The organism is Candidatus Cloacimonadaceae bacterium, assembly GCA_030693415.1.
Classification (GTDB): Bacteria; Cloacimonadota; Cloacimonadia; order Cloacimonadales; family Cloacimonadaceae; genus JAUYAR01.
On the sequence record JAUYAR010000182.1, the window covers coordinates 1 to 20,257 of the forward strand.

Genomic DNA, 20,257 nt, shown 5'->3' on the forward strand with positions numbered 1-20,257 from the left:
CATTAACCGAAGCCCACAGTGAATTATGCCGGTCTCTTACATGAGATACCTGTTTTCTGGAGAGCCGTATGCGGGAAAACCGCACGTACGGTTCGGAGGGAGGGGAGCCAGTAATGGATAACTCCCCTACCCCTATCATGAGGTGGCGTTTCATACCCGTCCTGCGGGCTTGGATGTTCACATGTTCGCCTGTTCACAGACAAACATCTCTCATCTCTTCCACCCCTCCCTCTCCGCAAATACAATCTCTGTTTATAGACCTAAATCGGCTAAAATAACGAATTATCGCATTCCGTGCGCTTTTTTCTTGACAAAGACCAGCCATTCTTAAAATGAGTTCAAAGTGTGCCGAAGTGGTGAAATTGGTAGACGCAGTGGACTCAAAATCCACCGGGCTTTGCGCTCGTGCCGGTTCGATTCCGGCCTTCGGCACCAAGAAAATAAGGAGTTATGCCGATCATATTGCTCTGACTGCAAAAGATATTCTATGGATAAGTCGTGTTGTGCACAGATCTGCTTGGGTTTTTCACTCCCATGGTCAGGGTTTCTATAAGCACACAATAGTAAAATCGTTGGGGGTATGCTTTACTGCCCTCGCATATAATGAACTCTCTAATAATGGAGGCCAAATGTTCCGACACAATAAACTGATCTTCTTCGCGCTGGTAGCGTTGATGACCTTGCCTTATGCCTTGGGAGCGATCTCACAGGCATCCCTGTTATTTTTAACCTTCGAGCCTGGCGCACGCGGAAACGCCATGGGTAGAGCCTATTCCGCCGTCGCGGATGATGCTTATGCCGGGTGGTGGAATCCCGGAGCGACAGCTTTCAACCGCAAAACCCAGCTTGCCGGCACCCACATTCCCTGGCTACAAGGCTCTGGAGCTGGACTTGACGACATGTATTATCAATATTTGGGCTGGAACCAGTACTTTGACGGAGTGGGAAACCTTGGCGTGAACCTGACCCTGCTTACCGCCGGAACGCAAATGCAAATGGATGAAGATGGCAACCCCTTGGGCGTATTCAGCAGTTTTGATTTCGCTGGAGGGCTCGGATACAGCTATGAAGTGATCCCAGGTACCCTCGGTGTGGGCGGGAATTTCAAGCTGATTTATAGCTATCTCGGACCCGGAACCGGAAACACCGAAGACGAAGGCAGCGCTTTTGCGTTTGCTTTTGACCTCGGTGCAAAATTCAAAAACCTGGTTATCCCTGGATTGGACGCGGCGATCGTGCTTCAAAACGCGGGACCTGACGTCACCTTCGTCGATCAATCCCAAGCCGATCCCGTTCCAATGACCTTCCGTGCCGGTCTTGGCTACACGGCGTTTGATAATGAGGTCAACCGTTTGATCGTATCCGCCGAAGCCAGCAAGTTCCTTGCCAACGAAGATCCCCTGCTCCAGCGTTTCATCACCGGATGGAAACATTTCGACGAAACAATCTATGGACTTGGTGCGGAATACACCTACCTGAAACTGATCGGGCTACGCGGTGGATATTTTATCGACAGCGCCGGCAGCATCGTCGGTCCCAGCTTTGGCGTCGGTTTGCAATACACTTTCGACAAACGCTATAAGCTCTCCGCTGATGTTGCCTTGATCACTGCCGGTGATCTGACCCCCTGGAATCAAATATTCTCGCTCGGTCTGAACTTCTAATCATACAATAGATTGATCATCTTCCCCGAAGAGCACCAAGCTCTTTCGGGGAGGCGGATCATCAGTAAAAAAAAATGAAAGCAACGCTGCTTGTCCTCCTCCTTATAGTGGTCGGATCTTTGAGCGCAAATAAGATGATCCTCCAAAAACACGGTCAAACTCCTGCGCCCAAAATCCATCACTACACACCGCTGCTCAGACAATTCAGAAATGATCTTCCCGATAGATCGAAACAAACCGGTTTCAACAAACTGCTCGTGATCCTGATCGATTTTCAAGAGGAACTGACGGACAACGCCAATACTACCGGCAACGGCAAATTCCAGCTTGAACCCGCTCCCTCATACTTATATTCCATTGGCAGCCCACCGCATGACAGACAGTATTTTGAGGCAAATCTCGAAGCTTTGCGCTATTATTATCTGGCTGCCTCAAACGGCTATTTTGATCTTGAATACGACGTCTTTCCACAAGACAGACCGGCATATACTTTGCCGCAACCGATGGGATACTACAATCCGCCCGGAGCCTCCAGCGCTCTTTTTGTTTCCCGTATGGAAGAGTATTTCAAAGCTTCTTTTGAATTAGCGGATGATATTACACCCCAGATCGAATTCGGCGCCTACTCACACTATATGATCATTCATGCCGGTTCGGACTGGCAGCATGACGTTTTTGGCGACACTCCTTCGGATCTGCCTTCTTTCTATATTCGCGTGGGCGATGGCAAGGAAGCGGTCGTCGATAACGGCACTACGCTGATTTCTCATGCCTGCAACGTTCCCGCAACGATCTCACAGGATTTCCGCACGAACCAAAGCGGAGATGTGACGATACATAGTGGCTACGGTGCTCTCAACGCAGTGATAGCGCATGAATTTGGTCATTCAGTCGGTCTGGTTGATCTATACAACGTCTATAATTTTCAGCCCATGGTGGGAGTTTTCGATATCATGGATAGCGGCGGCTCCGGTGTGTTGGTGGACGAACTGAGCGACGGTTCGCTGATCATGATCGAAGGAGCTTTGCCAACGTTGCCGGGAGCATTTTCCAAAGTGCTGATGTTTGGGAATCATTTCTCCGAAACAGGCTATTTGAAGGACATCGATCAGGTATCGCTGTTTTTGCCATTGCAGCTCAGCGCCGGCAGCTTGAAACAAAGCTCCGGCAATATCAAACCCCAGATTCTCAAATTACCGCTCTCTGCCGACGAATATGTCCTGATTGAAAACCGCAACGTCGATCCCGATGGAGACGGCGGCACTGCTGTGTTTGGAACTCTGGACAGCCGCGTGATCCTCTACCCCACTCCGATGGGCGATCCCAACAACAATCCATCCTATGAATATGATTACCTTTTACCATCCTTCCAAAAAGCGGACGGCTCCGCCATCGGTGGCGGCATCCTCGTCTGGCACATCAACAACGACGTGATTCTTAACCAGGGCGTTGTATTGTCCGACGGTTCATGGGTTTCCAATTTTGACAACAACAGCGTGAATCGTTCCTACAACAATCGCGGAGTGAAGATCATCGAAGCGGATGCTTTACCGGATATCGGGAATGAGTGGTCTTGGTATTGGACCGGCACCCAGTATGAGTATTTTCACAAGTTCAAACCCGTGCTCGATAGCAACGGGCTGTTTGTGAACTGGTCGCTGCAACCATGGAAGAGCGAGCTTTCCAGCGAAACGGATCCGCCGCTGATCGATAGCAAAGGTGTGGGTTCGCTATACCGGCTCTCGGAAATCAGCAATCCCGCGGCAACGATGAGCCTCAAACTCAAAAGCGGCTTCTTTGAAAATCACCAGTTGATCGCCACCGGAAATGGTCCCACCATCCCAGCACCGGTGATCAATTCGAGTTTCAGTAGTGCAGAGCTACCCTTGATCAGTTTTGACGGGATCACGTTGCTCAGCTTTGATGGCAACACTTGGGCGGATCAATTTGGTGCCTTTCCCTTTTCCAGACAACCTTATGATTATCCGATCACGGTAAGCAATCAAAGCCAAAACAGCTTCAAAGAACTGATCGCGGTTAGTGATAATTGCCTGAAATTCATCGAGTTTTGGGATGACGCGCTCAGCCTGTCTCCGATCACGTTTCCGGATAATATCATTTGTGCTCCGCTAACGTTTGCCGATGCTGTGTTTTCATCCACTCCGCAGACGCTTTTCAAAATCCAAAACAATGCCATCGTAGATTATATCCCGCTACCGGGTATCAAACGCATGAGCATGTATCACGATCATGCCCTTGCGGTCCTGACCTTAAATAAGCTGGTTCTGATAGATCCGCTTAATATGCAGCTAATGCGTGAGCTATCACTCTCGGAGGCTTTCGGCGATTATGAACCTGTGGCTTTTTCCGAAATCAGTGGTTCCACGAGATACCTCTTCATCATGTCCAACGCGGGGAACATCTATCGTTTCAACGAGGTGGATTTGATCCGTATCTTCTCAAACCCAGGCACTGTCACCCCCACACAAATGGGCATCACCAAGTTTGGCGTTCAATCCCCGGTGATCTTTTTCGGCATTGGCAAACGCGCCCACGCGATCAAATCCGATGGCAGCTTCTTAAGCGCTTTCCCATACATATACCCCAATGGAACATTTACCGGCATGGCACACGTTTACGCGCTTGGGGATTTCATCTATTTGCCTATCCTGTCAAAGGGATACCTTGCTCTGACGCCGGAAGCGAAGATTTCCTGGTCACGCTCGCTGATCCCCCATAACGTAAAAAAACAAGACTATTTTTTCTGGGAACCTGTCTCCGGCAGGCTGAACTGGTATTATTCCGATTTGGAAGCAAACGTCCACATACATCAGGTCTCCATGCCGCAGAACCCCATCCGCTGGAATGGTTTCCGCAATGCCGAATCTGGCGTCTTCAAAGGTGATCTGCATGAAGAAACAGCTTCCGCCACAAGTTTTAATGCTTATGTCTATCCCAATCCAGTGCGTGGAAGCGATTATCGCCTGCGTCTTGAAAACGCCACCGGACCGATCAAGATATCGATCTTTGACGTGTCCGGTCTCAGAATCGAAAGCCATGACATCGATGCTAATGCTACCGTGCTGCGGGATATTCAGCTTAGTTCCCTCAGGCTCGCCTCCGGAGTCTATATCCTGAACGTTCGCAGCGGAAACAAAAGCAAACGCATCAAATTTGCCATAGAAAAGTGATCATACTAAACTAATTCAGGGAGAGTGAGTTTAAGAAAATGAAGATGGCACATTTATAAATAGCGAGTTGACAATTTGCTGAGACAGACATTCAAAAATAATACTTGTTTGATCAAGTCAAATGATGATCTTATAAAGGGGAAAGAATCAAGATCGAGTAGTGTAAAACATATAGTGAAGCGAGGTGATTACCATGCGTAAGGTGATATTGTTCTTACTGTTTACTGGCAGCCTGTTATGGGGACAGACATGGATCAGATCATACGCACTAGTGTCATGTCAAGCGTTTCATGTCGCAAGCAGGAAGCCGAATTCCGATTCGGCTGTGGCAAATCGGAAATTGCCACCCCATACCATGCTTGACATGACAATAGTAGATCGCATTAGTAAAAAACAGTGTCGTTTTAGATAACTATGATCTCCGAACTAAGATCGTCCGGAGCTGAGATGTTATGATGAAGGAGAAACTGCGATGTTAAAGTCACTAAGATTGCTTGGTACAATGTTTGTAGTGCTACTCTGCGGTATGGCTTTTGCCCAGAGCGGGTATGTCTATACCCAGGAACTCGATTCCGTATATGCCTCAAGGTCAATATATGTCTGTTCCGATAACAGCGTGGTGGTTTTAGGGAATTCAGATGATATCGAAGAATTTCATTATATGTCTATTGCTATTACTAAGCTCGATCCTCTTGGTAATTTGCTCTGGAGACGATATATATACCCTGGAGTATATCCTTTTATATCAATAACAGGGGTTGATATAGATGCAGAGGATAAAGTGACTTTTATAACCACATATTTTGGGGGCAGCTATATTCAATTGGGGACGATAGACAGTATTGGAGTAATCAATTTCCTATCTAATCCTATTGAGATTCCCATTGTGGGAATTACCTTCAACAAAGCGCTACGCACCCCAAACAATGAGATTGTCGCGGTCGGCAAGGCATCACAATGGTACGATGTATCTTCCGCTTGTTATTTTCGCTTTTCTGCAATTGGAGATACACTTGCCACTGCCTTCTGGACTGTGGATCAGGGGAGTCAATATCTGGTAGCCGAGGCTTTCGATCTTGCTATGAAAGACAATGGAAATATTCTTGTAACGTGTTCATTGTATACTGGTTTAGGAACTATTCTTGAGATAAATCAAAATGGCTCTATTGTTAATCGCACGAACTTACCAGGAAATGATCATTTTTATGTAGTTTCTATTTGTAGGGAAGATAATAATCCATCATACATTGTAGCATATCGTATGGGTGAGTTCCCAAACATGAACGTTCACATAAACAGATTTGAAGGTGGTCTGTTTGAGCCACTTTTTTTAATAACTAACAATGTTATATCCGACGTTGATTCGATGATTCTTGGGGCAGACTGTCTCTATATTTGTGGTTATCTGTCAACAAATGGCGTGTTGGTTAAACTGAATTATAACGGAGATATATATTGGGTTTGGAATTATCAAGGATACAATAGCTGCCCCTACTTATGGGATGGATTTGGTTTTCCATCAACAGCATTGCTTGGCCTTGATTCGGATAGCTGTGTGTGTTGGGCATGGGGGAATTCAGGACAGCAGGTAGTTATCAAGCTACTACCGAATGGGCAGGTGCCAGCGGAGGATGAAATACAAACTCCGCCAGTAAACTTTTTATCAGCCTATCCCAATCCGATGAAGGATCATATAAACATCAAAATCGGGCAAAATAATGAGCCCGTTTTTTGTGAAAACTCCATTGATATCTTCAACATCAAAGGTCAGTTAGTGCGATCTCTGATGCTGACCAGAGGTGTAGCTGAATGGGACGGTAAGGACAACCTAGGAAACCAATGTTCCAATGGTATTTACTTGCTACGCTTGGCTAATAGCAAAACCCATATAACAAAAATATGTAAAACATTTTAGGAGGAAAAATGAAACGACTGTTCATTTTGTGTTATCTACTTGGAATGATGAGTTCCATTTTTGCCGTCTATGTAATCAACCGAACGATAACGATTAATGCTGCGACTTTAGCGGCAATGAGAAGCTCGGCATCTCCTGCAAGTACTTTCTTTGACCCCTACATCGATAATCTGTCGGAGTCAAACAGTATATTGATCCAAGATGATGCTAATCTAAGCATGACACGAGCTGTGCCAGATACGATCAGTAAAATGAATGATGCAGTCAATTTGCCCCTAAGGCTAAATGAAGCTATGTTTGAAGAAAGTAATAATCTAAATTATATCAACAATATTCTTAGCGATTTGTCATATGTCCCATCAGATACAGTTTCAGCATTATACTATTTCAGAAATACAAGTGAACCCGCAGATGCAAGGGCTTTGCACTTAACATATTATACAATCAACGCCGCAATGCTGTACGATTGCCTGTCTTACGTTCCAACCAGCATTGTCCCCGATTCAGCAAAATTGAAGCTGAGGGATATATTGCTGGCAAGCATTCACTTAACTGTGGAGACTATAGATTCATACAATGACTTATCCAGTATTCAAAACAAACGTTGGGAAGAAAACCTTCCGGTGAGTTATGCGTATCCCGCTTTTAGTATCATCCAATACAGGCTCCAAATGTTCGGAGCTATGGGACTTGCTGCCTTGCTGTTGAGGGAGTCTGAGCCTTCGTTGGTAAACGAAATGAATGGACATTTGGATTACATCAATAATGTTCTGCTAAATGAACCGATACCATACACCTTTCCTGCAGACAAGCAGTATCAGGGCATGCTTGCTTTTCATACGACCAATTCAGGAGCTTATTTTGAGAGCTTGGGCTACCAAGGTCAATTGCTTCAAATGCTCTGCCCATTTTTTACTGCATACAGGAGATTATCTAATGGAAACGTAAATTATTACAATAACCAATACATTGTATCTTGGATAAACGATTTAACAAGAAAGGTGACTCCAACAGAAGCAGATTGGCCTTATAACGATGATTGGGGTAGGAAATCTGTTAATCCCAGTCCTGTTTTCTTCTACTATAACAACAGCAACAATCAAGAGGTACGAAACAAGTGCGCCTGGTACGTTAAAAGCAAGCCGACATCAAGTTATGCATCATATGGAGACGCATGTAGGAGCTATATCTTGGCAAAGTATCTCTCAGATCCGAGTGTATCGCCAGGAATAAGTAGTCTTGATTATATTCCAGAGTTTATCAGGCAAGGTTCGTCCTCGAATAGTGAATACTCAATTCTCAGAAAGCCAATCAGTGGAGATTTTACAACAACTTTATCAGAATTCAAAAACGCCGCATCGATGTGTATTTTGCATGAAAACAGCTTTTCGCCTTACCACGGACAATCTGATCATCTCAGTTACTCGTTTTACTATAAAGGAATGCCTTTTCTGATTGATCCAGGATATCGGGTTGTAAACACCAATTCACAGCTGCCACCTGCAGCAATCGCGAATGATTTAAATAATTGGAACTACGGCCGAGAATGGATGAGATCGATATATGCCCATAACATGATAGTGATTGATCCAGATGAAGTCAAAGAGAAATGGGAATTGAATAAATACTATTGGGATTATGGTTCATATAATGTGCCCGGAGTAGGAATAACGGGGACTTACCGTCCGTTTAGTGCGTTTGGCAACTACAGCGATACCGTTGTAAATGTTGAAGATATTGTACGGGATCCTTGTTATAGAGATTACTATCAACGGTCTGAGAATCTTGATTTGATCAGGACAAGAATCATGTACGATAATGCTAATGCGAACACTCCTATCTCAGAGCTCCGACGCTCGTTTATGAGGCATGAAGATGTTTTTCTGATTTACGATGACATTCATTCCTTGGATAGCAATCTCCATAATTACAGCAATTTATACCAGTTTGGTTCTTTTAATCAAACATCTGCCCCAATTGTTGAAAATCCATATGGCTTCAATATTAACAAGGGAGGCATCTTAGTTGATATGATCTGTGGTTCCACGGGAGTCTATAATAACCAGATGGACAACCCATCGACAGGTTTTGATAATTGGTATTTTCCTACATCCTGGGTGTTTACGAGTACCCCGGACAGCCCCAGCAGTAATTATCAATATGGGCATGCCAGAGGCAGGACTGAAATTGTTGATTCTGGCGATATTTCATTCATGATGATAGTTATCCCTCAAGATGATACCAATCCTATTGCTATTCAAAATATTACGCATGAACCAATGACAAAATATGGTGTCGAAATCTCACAAAACACAAGATTAGAACCTATACAGCCAGTGTCCAGTTTCTTTGGATGCACAAATGGATCTCAACAGAATTTAACATTTGGCGACAAAGTGATAGGAACAAACGGGAAAATGTTTGCATTGTCAATACTATCTAATGTTCAACCATTTGTTGTAGACAAATCAATAGTTCTTCTTGAAGGGGACAATCTAATTCTAAATGGAGAGGAACTCTATCGTCGGTATTCTGGATATGATAGGGGATTATCTGCAACGTATTCTGGAACCTCGCTTGATATTGTTTATCATAGTACATCACTATCATACCCAAGGTTTAAGGTAGTCAGAGCAGGGACAAATCCAGATCATTTTACTGCCATTATGCGAACACAGCTTGAACCAGTGATTCCTGAGCCAATACCCCATCCTGATGATCCCGATTATCGGTATTTCTCGACAGATATTATTCACTCATTGGCCTATGATGACCAGTATTTCTATGTGAACTACAGTTGGAACGAGCTTAACGCGGCAGGCTTGAACAACGGAAGCCTGACAATTGTGAAAGGGACAATACCTCAGGCTCTCCTGAGCAATGATCTCATATTGCATGGTGAGATAGCAATCACGGGAACCTTATCAATTGGCATCGGGATCAGTTTGGCTATCAATCCGGGCAGTATGATCTCTTTTTCTGATGCAGCGGCAATCCTCAATCATGGTGAGCTGATAATCGACGGAGGCGGATACACAAGTTCCAGGAGCAGCATCAGTCCATATCAGCGTTGGGGTGGTATCACCACGTCACGGACTGGAATACTGACTTGCCAAAATGCCTTCATTGAAAATGCGGTAACCGGCATCCATGTCCGAGGGACGGCAAATATCTCCAATAGTGAGATCAAGGGATGCGACAAGGGATTGGCAATTGAGACTCCCCGGACTTTTGTAATTTTGAATAATCTGCTCCACCAAAACCATAACGGCATTGTCATTTCAAACAACTATGCAGTCAGCAACAGTGTTATCGCAGATAACGAGATCACCGCAAATCAGATTGGCATCATTGTGTACAACAGCAATACCAAACTGTCCCACAACAACATATACCACAATAGCCAGGGCGGGATTTACTTGATCAACGGTTCAGAGCCGGTTCTAAAACACAATTTGATTACTTTCTCCGAGGGAAATGGCACCATTTGGCCGGAGATCATGCTTGAAAGCAACTCATATCCGGTAATGGATGGTATGTGTAATGACATCAATGTCGATGGATTGGGTTATTCCCTGCATAACGCTTCGCTAAATCTCAAACAGTTTTATGCGAGAAACAACTATTGGGGCTCCACCTCTTCTCGTCAAATTCGCAACTGGATTCATCCTCCAAACTGGGACGTGATATTTGAGCCGTTTAGTCTTGAGCCCAATCAGTCGTTTGTAAACTGGTATGATGATCCTTTCCGGCAAGCTTTGATCGCTGAGGAAAGTGGCGATCTGTATCTTTCAGGACAGCTATATAAAACCGTTGTTCAAAATGAGCCGGATAGTTTGTATGCTCTGCAAAGCTTGGGGAGACTAAACTCCTTATATGCGTTTTCCGATAGTTTGATCAGTGATCTCAGAAATCTGTATGGGTCATATTTGTCCGTCTGTTCGGACAGCATGTTGATCAAGAGCGCTGAATTGAAGTACATTATGCTCGACCGCTTTGATGGCATGTATCCCTGTGCGGTGCAATCATATGACAACCTGTTAAGCGCTTCTGTCTCTGAGATTGATTCGCTGTTATGTTTACTCGATATAGCCTATACTCTCCAAGAAATGTACTATGACGATATGAGCAAGGGATCACCTCCCTCAATGTCCTATGTTGCCAACGGCTTAGCAATATCATCCCTTAAAGATGCCAGACACAGCATCGATATGCTACTGAATAGAATCATCACCAAAGCAAGCAACAGCGTTGACTATTGCCCGCCCGCACCGGTTAAGCTTGATATATCAAACTATCCCAATCCATTCAATCCTTCCACCACCGTCACATTTTCACTCCCCCTTCCGGGTAAAGTGAAATTGACTGTTTACAATACCCGCGGTCAAAGAGTAAAAGAGTTAATAGACCAAGAAATGCCCCGTGGTTTCCATAAACTTGTGTGGAACGGCAGGGACAACAATAACCGTGGCGTTGGCTCCGGAATTTACTTCATCCGTCTGGAATTAGGCGGGAAATCCAACGTGCACAAAGTGATGCTAATAAAATAAGGCAATAAGAGGATAACAATGAAAAAGACACTCATCATCCTGTTCGTTCTGATAGTCGGACTCGGCTTGTATGCTCAAAAACAGGGCATCGACGACATGCTATTTGAAGAGGACAACAAATCAAAGCAATCCGAGAATCTGGACAACGATATCATCAGATTCAATTTTGAAAAGAAGAATGCGCGCCGGGCGATGCTCTATTCCGCCATCCTACCGGGCGCGGGACAGTTTTATACCGATCCCAGCGCGATCATGACCTGGGGCTTCCCGGTGATCGAGATCGCCATGATCGGCGGAATCGTCTATTTTTCATCGCAGGGAAACAGCAAAACCAAGGATTTGGAAAAGTTTGCCAATGGTGAGATCATCACGCAGGTTTTCGACTATACCGTCAATGGGGTCGATTATAGCTATACCTATACTGGAACACGCTATAACAGGACCTACCAGAATCAGGTGCAACAAATACTCAAAAGCGTGAACGCCTACGATATCTACGACGACGGTTTCTTCAGGCTCGACGCCACGAACACCCAACACTTCTATGAAGATATCGGCAAGTATAACAAATATGTCTTTGGTTGGGCGGATTGGTATCATACTTTCGCCACCGATCCCACTCAGGATCAAGATTGTGTGCTTGGTGAGCAGAGCTTTGTCGGAGCTTGGGTCTGGACGGGAAGCACAGATCCCCAGTTGATCCATCTGCGTCGATGGACAGGAAACCATAGCATTGAAAACTACCTCAACGACGACCTCGATTCTCCTGTATCTCCCGGATCTGCGATCGCCACACCCTGGCGGCAAGAATATATCCAGATGCGTAAGGACGCTAACACCCAATACGGTCATGCCAGATTATTTACTCTCGGGCTGGCTTTCAATCATATCACCAGCGCCGTGCATGCCGTGCTGCAAGCCAACCGGGTCAATCGCAAGTACCTTTCGGATACGGGCATCAAGCTTCAACCCTATGCCACCGTGCGGGACGATCAGTTCACTCCCATGCTTGGTTTCACCCTCAAATACTAAGCCGGTATGACTAAAGCCCGCTTTCTCTGCATCCTGATCATGATCCTTGCGGTCAAAATCTCGGCTCTGCCCCGCGTTGCTTATATCGGAATGTCTGCTGCTCTGCCCGGCAGCGGAGAACTGGCATTGGGAAAGAGCGCACGTGGAATGACGCTGTTGACGTTTGACCTGATATCTCTTTCAGCCTTTCTGGGCACCCAGACCCAGGTGGATGACCTCACCAAAAGCTTCAAACAATATGCGCTGACCCATGCAGGTGTTCCGATCAACACCGACGAACGGTATTATCAGCATATCCAGCAGTATATCAGTTCAAAAGAATTCAATCGCTTTCAAATGCTCATGGCGAGGAATTACTTTCTGATCTATCAATATAACCCGGATGGCTACTCGGAATACATCGCCGCCAACACCTACGGTGAAGATGAATCATGGAACTGGGACAGCGACGAGCAATTTCGCAAGTATCGCAAATTGCGTACCAATCGCCAGAAAGCCAAGATGTACAACAATCTCAGCCTGGGTATTTTGCTCTTGAACCGGGCTGTCAGCGTGATCGACACGGCGATCCTCTCTGCAAATCCAAACAAGGCAAGTAATGTGTATTTCAGTCCCCACGGCGAGGACGGCATCATGATCAATTGTAAGATAGACTTCTAAAGGAGTGCGCCTTGAAACGAAACATCATCATCATCCTCATTCTGATCTCCGCTTTGGGACTTTCCGCTCAGAGCAAGGGGTTGCAGTTTTTGCAGTCGTTAGCGGTGCCTGGTCTCAGCCAGGTAAGAAACGGCAAATCATACGGTTATGCAATGATGACCAGCGAGGTTGGGATCATTTCGACGCTCATAGTTCTCAACCAAGAACAGCAGCTAAGAGAGCAGGAATATTACGAATTTGCCATCCGCCACGCGCACATCGCACCCCGGGATTATGAAGACCAGTATTTCCGCGACCTCAGCCGCTATAACAGCAGCGGATTCGAAGCCAACGGATACAATGCCATGATCCGCCAGAGAGCGATAAACCTCTATCCAAATGATCCCGCGGGGCAACAACAATACATCGATGAAAACATCTATCCCGAGGATTATGCCTGGTATTGGGATTCTTCCGGGCATCGGGGTCAATACAGCCAGATCAGGATTAAAACCCAGGATCTCCGGGATTATGGCAAAATGGCGATCGGCGTCTTGATTCTGAATCATCTGATCAGCGGGTTTGATGTTTTGCGCTATCATTCTGAGGATCGGCGGGCGAAGGTCTATTTTGATATATTGGACAGCGCGCCAATGGTGAAGATCAACTATGAGTGGTGAACGGCAGGCTAATTTGAAAAAGAGAGATACAATATGAAACGTATGTTATTGCTACTCGTGTTGATAGGGATCATGCTATCCCTTGCAGCAGAAGGACTGATAATCAGAAAGCTGAAACAGAAAGCACTTGCCGGAGATTATGAATCTCAGGTCATGTTAGCCGACAGTTATTATTTTGGCGTGGGAGCTAAAAAAGACCTAGCAGAAGCGCTCAAATGGTTGCATGTAGCAGCCGTAAAAGCTGATCCCCAGATTCAATACAAGATCGGAAATGCATATTTTTATGCAGAAGGCACAGTGGCGGACACAAGCGCTGCGCTGCATTGGTATCGCATGGCGGCAGAGCAAGACCATGTGGATGCGCAATACAAACTGGGGGAATGCTATTATCTGGGCACTGGCGTGAAAAAGGACTATGTCGAGGCAGTGTATTGGTTTTCCGCCGCTGCCGCACAAGGCCATCTCTGGGCGCAGAACATATTGGCAGATTGTCTTTTCGTGGGCAAAGGCACACAGCGCGATCCACGCGAAGCGGAAAAATGGTATTCTTATGCCGCAAACCAAGGTTTTGACTGGGCTCAGTATCGCCTCGGAAAACGCTATCTGGAAGGAATCGGAGTCGATCAGGATAACCAAAAAGCCTTCTTTTGGTTTGAAAAAGCGGCAGATCAAGCATACCCGATCGCATTGCACGCGCTGGGAATACTATACTTAAATGGCACTGGTACCAAGCCAACCCCCAAGGAAGCATTGGTCAATTTTATCTTGGTAAGATTGTGCGACCCCACCTCGACAGATGAACTATCACAAAACATCGCAGCGGCTAAAAAAGCTTTGACAGAGATCGAAATCACCAATGCCGAAAAAGAGGCACAAAGGCGTTTTGAGCGTTTTCTGAAGAATAAAACCGGCGATAAGTAGCTTATATTCCAAGCTCGTTTTATATTTGGTAGATCGTCCTGAATGAATTGAAAATTGAGAATTGATGAGCGACAAATTGAGAATTGAGAATTGAAAATTGAGAATTGGTGGAGCTGGAGCCCGCATTCACCCGTTCACCTGTTCACCTGTTCACCTGTACCCCAATAGCATTACGGAGTCAATACGGACTTAGTCCGTATTGATACCGTAATGCTAAGGGGGAAGATGTGAAGTGGGGTGGGGTGGGGAATTCCGATTCCTCACAGCTTGGCAAAACACAGCCGAATCGGAGTTCGGCTTCCCAATGGGGTGCAGCTTTCACCTGTTCACTCGCTCACGCCCCTCCCCCATCCCCTGCCTGCCATATCCTTTGAATCAAAGCATCTGCATTGCGGGGCAAGCACATAGCGCGTTTTTCATAAGAAGGAAGCGTCTATATATAGTGCCTTACGCAGTTAATTAGTTACTTTAGTTACCTGATTTCCTATTATTAACCCCTAAGCTAATTCTTATATATATATAATAGAGAACCAAGTAATAAAAGTAACTCTTGGCGATCGGATTATGGAACTACCGACGTCTCCGTCGGTTCTTGTCCGCAGTTTCTCACCAACTACCAGCCCAAAAGCCGTTTATAGCTTTCTGGTTGGTAGTAAGTTCGTTATGGATGTCTTTTGAGTATAAGCAGAAATCAGCCTATAGCTTTCTGGATTATCTGATATATTACATCCGGCTTGATTTTCATCATGCAATCAAAATGCCCAAGAGGGCAGCGCTTTACGCCGTGCAATGAACATGGCTGACATGGAAGATCGAGACAGAGCAGAATCGCGTTTTCGTTTTGGGGTGCGAAGCCCAAGCGGGGATGAGTGGATCCAAAGATGGCGATCTGTTTCTTGTTCAGCGCCGCGGCAAGATGCATCGGACCGCTGTCTCCGCTGATAACAAGATCGCATCGTGCCAGCACGCGGTTCAATTCAGAAAAAGAAAGAGCACCGCAAAGATTGATTGCGGTTTCGGGATTCGAATCCGCAAGTCTCAAGCACAGGTGGTTTTCCTGTTTGGAGCCGAACAACAGGAATCGGTAATCCCGACCGGTCATTTTGATCATCTCGTCCAAATATCGCAACGGGTAGATCTTGGTGGGATGGGCGGCTCCGGGAAATATGGCGATCGTCGTTTTACCAGTTGCGAAATCCGGCAGTAAATCAAGATTGCTCGTTTGCTCCGGAAGCCCGATCCGTGGGGAAGAAACGCTCATTATTTGATCCTCGGAAACGATACCTCTCAAAGCGGAAAAGTAGAGCCGCGTGGTCGATTCGATCGCGAGATCGCGGGCTCCGGAAACGATGGCTTTCCGAATGCCGCGTTGTTTGTCGTAAACTCTTTTGATATTTGCATTTACAAGGTTTTTGATCAACCATGAGGCAAGCTTAGCATGCAGATCGAGGACGAGGTCATATCGGCTGTGTGTCAGCAGTTTATGCCAGCGGATGCTCTTTTCATAAACGAGCACCGAGATCCGTTTGTCCAGACATCGCACCAGTTCCGCAAATTGTGCTTTGCAGATATAGTGGATCTCGGAATCTGGATATGCCTCAAAAAGTAGTGAGATCACAGGCTGCGTGAGGATAATGTCCCCCATTGAGCTCAACCTGATGATAAGTATTTTCATAGCATGGACTTGATGATGTCCGGGACAGTTGCAAGGGCATGGGGTATCCTGTCGATATCCTTACCTCCCGCCATGGCGGAATCCGGCCTGCCGCCGCCTTTTCCACCCACGAGTAAAGCCACTTGTGCAGCGATCTTTCCGGCGTGCAAACGCGAGGTCATTTCAGCTCCGAGTACGGTGAGGATATTCAACTTTTCTCCGGACCTGCTAAACAGCACGGCGACAATGTCTTTGGCTTTGTCCCGAATGGCGTCGCCAAGTTGGCGCAATTGTTCGGCATCCCGCACTTGCACTTCGCGGTTGATGAGACGATAACCGTCTATGAAAACGGCTTTGTCCAACAGTTCGTCCACTAACGATCCGGCTTGTTTGGCGCTATATTGTTTTGCCAAAACTTCCATTTCACGGATTTGTTTTTGCAGAGATTCCAGCTTGGTGTCGATCATGTATTCCGGACAGTGCAATGTGTTGGCGATGCTGGTAATTCTATTCTGCAAATCTTCCACGAAAGCAAGCGCAGCGCGTCCGGTGATCGCTTCGATTCTGCGAATTCCGGCTGCGGAAGAGGATTCGCCGATGATCTTGAAAAGCCCGATCTCGCCGCTGGATTGGACATGCGTTCCCCCACAGAGTTCTTTGGAAAAGTCTTCTATCGATACCACGCGAACTTGGTCTCCGTATTTTTCTCCAAATAGAGCGACCGCACCTTCCAAACGGGCTTCCGCGATGGGAAGGACTCTGACATTTAGCGGAAGGTTATCCAAAATGGCGAGATTGACAGTGCTTTCGATGCGGTCTATCTCATCTTTGGACAAGGCTTTGACGTGGGTGAAATCAAATCTTAGATAACCCGGCGCCACGAGTGAGCCTTTTTGTTGAACATGTTCGCCCAAAACGCTTTTCAGGGCTTTGTGCAAAAGGTGGGTGGCGGTGTGGTTGCGTTTGATGTCCTTGCGGCGTTGATCGTCGATTTTTGCAATCACCGGCTGGTTGTTTATGAAGCCTCTCACGAGCCTGCCAATGTGAATATAGGCGTCTTCGGCTTTGCGCACATCGGTGATTTCCGCTTCAAAACCGGCGTTGAATATCCTTCCCGTATCGGCAAGCTGACCTCCGGATTCCGCAAAGAATGGAGTTCTGTCCAACTGCAAGCCAACTTGTTGATCGGCATCAAGATAGTATCTTTGCACGTAGCTTTCAGTTTCCGTGGAATCGTAGCCGGTAAACTCCGTTGGCGTCGCTTGCTTCAGTTCGATCCAGTCTATATCTTCGTTTTGCAGGGAAAACTTGGAAGCCTTTCGGGCGCGTTCCTTTTGGCTTTCCATCTGGTTATCAAAACCGGAGGTATCGACTCCGAGCCCCTTTTCTTCTGCTAAAATGAGCGTCAAATCCAACGGAAAACCGAATGTGTCATAGAGCATGAAAGCGTCTTTACCAGAGATCGTGGTTGTTTCAAGCCGCGCACAAATATCGGCAAAGCGCTCCAAACCGGTATCCAGAGTATGATTGAAGCGTTCTTCTTCCGCTCTGATGACCATTTTGATATATTCGTCCTTGCCCTTGAGCTCATAAAAATGGTGTCCCATGATCCCGATCACGCTGTCCACCAAATGGTAAAGGAAGGGTTCACGGAATCCGAGTAATCTCCCGTGACGCGCAGCCCGGCGAAGAATTCTGCGGAGCACGTAGCCGCGCCCCTCGTTGGAAGGGAAACCACCATCGGCAAGCGCGAAACACAGACAACGGATATGGTCTGCCACCACGCGATGTGAGATTCCGCTTTCGGGGATGTATTGGACGCCGCTCAGTTTCGCGATTTGTTCGATGATCGGCACGAAAAGATCGGTTTCATAGTTGCTGTTTTTGTGTTGCAAGACTTGTGCGATGCGTTCCAAGCCGGCGCCGGTATCCACGAAACGGTCTTTCAGAGGAGTGAGCTCGCGATTTTCCTCACGCTTGTATTGAATAAACACCAGATTCCATAACTCTATGTAGCGGGAGCAATTGCCATTCACTTCACAGATATGGTCGGCTTCATTTTGTCTATCACAATGCTCCTCACCCTTATCGAAATGGATCTCCGAACAGGGACCGCAGGGTCCCGTTTCGCCCATTTCCCAGAAATTGTCCTTATCGCCGTGATAGCTGATGTGATCGTGCTTGATATCCGTGAGCTCTTTCCATAAGTCATAAGCTTCGCTATCCGTATGATGCACAGTGGCATGGAGCTTGTCTTTGGGCAATCTCCACAGATCGGTCAAGAGTTCCCAAGCCCAGACGATCGCTTCTTTTTTGTAATAGTCGCCGAAAGACCAGTTTCCCAACATTTCGAAGAATGTGTGATGATATCCGTCCTTGCCCACTTCCTCAAGGTCGTTGTGTTTACCGCCGGCGCGAATGCACTTTTGGCTGTTTACCGCTCTTTTGACTTCGGCTTCTTTGATGCCCAAAAAGATGTTTTTAAACTGGTTCATCCCCGCGTTTGCAAAAAGCAGGGTGGGGTCGTCGCTCGGAACCACCGGAGAAGAAGGAACTTCGTTGTGTCCCTTGCTTTTGAAGAAATCGATGAACTGCTGTCTGATATCCTTGCTACTCGACACTTGCGATCACCTCGTTGCCTTCGACTGTGTCAAAATGTTCGATTATCCATTTTTCCGCGCTCCAGGCAGCGATTGCTCCATCGGAAGCGGCGGTCACAACCTGCCTGAGAACCGTGTGACGGATGTCCCCCGCGGCATAAATACCTGGAACGTTGGTTTGCATAAATTCGTCGGTGAGAACGAAACCGGAGCTATCCAGATTAATTCTGGATTCAAGCAGATCGTTATTGGGAAGAATGCCGACGTAGATGAAAACTCCATCAACTTTGATTAGCGAAATCTCCTCCTTCTTGAGATTATAGATTTCCAGCTCCTGCACCGTTTTTTCTCCTCTGATCTCCTGGAGGACGCTGTCCCAGATAAACTCAATCTTGGGGTTTTTCAAAGCGCGCTCCTGAATGATCTTTTGGGCACGAAGCTCGTCCCGGCGGTGGATCACATATACTTTTTTGGCAAAACGGGTGAGGAAAATGCCTTCCTCTATTGCGGAATCGCCTCCGCCGATGACGGCCACGATCTTATCCCGGTAAAGTGCTCCATCGCAAGTGGCGCAATAGGATACGCCGCGTCCAATGAATGCTTCTTCGCCGGGAACGTTCAAAAGGCGTGGATGCGCGCCGGTGCAGATGACGATGCTTTTGGCACGATACTTATTTTCGTGGGTTGCGATGATCTTGCACAAACCCTCCAAGCCGATAGCAGTAACTTCTTCGTCGATGAAATGCGCGCCAAAGCGTTCCGCCTGCCTTCTCATCTTGTCCGTGAGATCAAATCCGGATAGTGGTTCCTCAAATCCGGGATAGTTTTCCACTTCGTTGGTCACGGTGATCTGCCCACCCACGATCGCTTTTTCGAATATGCCGGTTTTCAATCCGCCACGCGCACTGTAGAGTGCAGCACTCAATCCGGCAGGTCCTGCTCCGATTATTATAACGTCATAACGCATTTTAGCCTCGTTGTTTTCATATATTTCCATATCATTACTTCTGTTTTTGCACAGCGGATATCGTCAAGTGAAATTCAAACAATCGAGACTGTTCAACAAATCCACGAAATATGGATTTACCGACGTCCCCGTCGGTTCATGCGCGGCTTGGAGATGTTTTTGCAACCATTGGATACAGGGGGTTTCGCATTCGCTCCATCCCGAGCTATCGTGTGTCGCCCCAGATGGCGCTGCAGCGCTGGAACCGACGGGGACGTCGGTAATTCCATATCCGTTCTACGAACTGGTCAAGGTTGAACCTCATCTCAGATCTCTTCTCTCAATTCTCTTCTCTGATCCCTCTGTTTCTCTGTGGTGAAATTCATCAAATGAATCTCTCTGCTCTGGCGCTGCTTTTACTCCGCTTTCCTCTGTGTTTAGCTCATCAAAACGACAATCAAGCTC

At 46.6% G+C, this 20,257-nt stretch carries 11 protein-coding genes and 1 tRNA gene; 9 read left to right on the forward strand and 3 right to left on the reverse strand.

The annotated features are described in order from the left end of the window. Nucleotides 1-347 precede the first annotated feature (347 nt). The 9 genes from Q8M98_11760 (at nucleotide 348) to Q8M98_11800 (ending at nucleotide 14,592) form a co-directional block, all read left to right on the forward strand. Nucleotides 348-435 (forward strand) — tRNA-Leu (locus Q8M98_11760). Between the two features lie 194 nt (nucleotides 436-629). Then, nucleotides 630-1,664, forward strand: coding sequence for a PorV/PorQ family protein (locus Q8M98_11765; GenBank protein ID MDP3115427.1), 1,035 nt, complete (start codon nucleotides 630-632; stop codon nucleotides 1,662-1,664). Nucleotides 1,665-1,738: 74 nt separating this feature from the next. Beyond that, entirely contained in the window at nucleotides 1,739-4,855 is a 3,117-nt protein-coding gene (locus tag Q8M98_11770; GenBank protein ID MDP3115428.1) for a T9SS type A sorting domain-containing protein, read from the forward strand. Between the two features lie 472 nt (nucleotides 4,856-5,327). Further along, nucleotides 5,328-6,770, forward strand: coding sequence for a T9SS type A sorting domain-containing protein (locus Q8M98_11775; GenBank protein ID MDP3115429.1), 1,443 nt, complete (start codon nucleotides 5,328-5,330; stop codon nucleotides 6,768-6,770). Between the two features lie 8 nt (nucleotides 6,771-6,778). Beyond that, nucleotides 6,779-11,320 (forward strand): NosD domain-containing protein, encoded by a 4,542-nt coding sequence (locus Q8M98_11780; protein ID MDP3115430.1) that lies wholly within the window; start codon nucleotides 6,779-6,781, stop codon nucleotides 11,318-11,320. 18 nt (nucleotides 11,321-11,338) lie between these two features. Then, on the forward strand, nucleotides 11,339-12,352 hold the full coding sequence (locus tag Q8M98_11785) for a DUF5683 domain-containing protein (protein ID MDP3115431.1): 1,014 nt from the start codon (nucleotides 11,339-11,341) through the stop codon (nucleotides 12,350-12,352). Nucleotides 12,353-12,358: 6 nt separating this feature from the next. Continuing rightward, nucleotides 12,359-13,012, forward strand: coding sequence for a hypothetical protein (locus Q8M98_11790; protein ID MDP3115432.1), 654 nt, complete (start codon nucleotides 12,359-12,361; stop codon nucleotides 13,010-13,012). Between the two features lie 11 nt (nucleotides 13,013-13,023). Beyond that, nucleotides 13,024-13,671 (forward strand): hypothetical protein, encoded by a 648-nt coding sequence (locus Q8M98_11795; protein MDP3115433.1) that lies wholly within the window; start codon nucleotides 13,024-13,026, stop codon nucleotides 13,669-13,671. A 33-nt stretch (nucleotides 13,672-13,704) separates the two neighbouring features. Next, entirely contained in the window at nucleotides 13,705-14,592 is an 888-nt protein-coding gene (locus tag Q8M98_11800; protein MDP3115434.1) for a tetratricopeptide repeat protein, read from the forward strand. A gap of 691 nt (nucleotides 14,593-15,283) precedes the next feature. Here Q8M98_11800 and Q8M98_11805 read toward each other — a convergent pair. The 3 genes from Q8M98_11805 to trxB are packed head-to-tail and all read right to left on the reverse strand — an operon-like array spanning nucleotide 15,284 to nucleotide 19,843. Next, nucleotides 15,284-16,267, reverse strand: coding sequence for a glycosyltransferase family 9 protein (locus tag Q8M98_11805; GenBank protein MDP3115435.1), 984 nt, complete (start codon nucleotides 16,265-16,267; stop codon nucleotides 15,284-15,286). Continuing rightward, the gene (gene alaS, locus Q8M98_11810; protein MDP3115436.1) at nucleotides 16,264-18,867 is read right to left on the reverse strand and encodes an alanine--tRNA ligase; all 2,604 of its coding nucleotides are present in this window, start codon (nucleotides 18,865-18,867) and stop codon (nucleotides 16,264-16,266) included. Before alaS ends, Q8M98_11805 begins: the two co-directional genes overlap by 4 nt. Continuing rightward, nucleotides 18,857-19,843, reverse strand: coding sequence for a thioredoxin-disulfide reductase (gene trxB / locus Q8M98_11815; GenBank protein ID MDP3115437.1), 987 nt, complete (start codon nucleotides 19,841-19,843; stop codon nucleotides 18,857-18,859). The genes alaS and trxB overlap by 11 nt, the downstream gene beginning before the upstream one ends. Between the last annotated feature and the right edge of the window lie 414 nt (nucleotides 19,844-20,257).

Excerpts from the sequence above, each read along its gene's own strand:
- Q8M98_11785 (MDP3115431.1), top strand. The coding sequence starts at position 11,339 with ATGAAAAAGACACTCATCATCCTGTTCGTTCTGATAGTCGGACTCGGC.
- trxB (MDP3115437.1), bottom strand. The coding sequence starts at position 19,843 with ATGGAAATATATGAAAACAACGAGGCTAAAATGCGTTATGACGTTATA.
- Q8M98_11775 (MDP3115429.1), top strand. The coding sequence starts at position 5,328 with ATGTTAAAGTCACTAAGATTGCTTGGTACAATGTTTGTAGTGCTACTC.
- Q8M98_11790 (MDP3115432.1), top strand. The coding sequence starts at position 12,359 with ATGACTAAAGCCCGCTTTCTCTGCATCCTGATCATGATCCTTGCGGTC.
- Q8M98_11805 (MDP3115435.1), bottom strand. The coding sequence starts at position 16,267 with ATGAAAATACTTATCATCAGGTTGAGCTCAATGGGGGACATTATCCTC.
- Q8M98_11765 (MDP3115427.1), top strand. The coding sequence starts at position 630 with ATGTTCCGACACAATAAACTGATCTTCTTCGCGCTGGTAGCGTTGATG.
- Q8M98_11780 (MDP3115430.1), top strand. The coding sequence starts at position 6,779 with ATGAAACGACTGTTCATTTTGTGTTATCTACTTGGAATGATGAGTTCC.
- Q8M98_11770 (MDP3115428.1), top strand. The coding sequence starts at position 1,739 with ATGAAAGCAACGCTGCTTGTCCTCCTCCTTATAGTGGTCGGATCTTTG.
- Q8M98_11800 (MDP3115434.1), top strand. The coding sequence starts at position 13,705 with ATGAAACGTATGTTATTGCTACTCGTGTTGATAGGGATCATGCTATCC.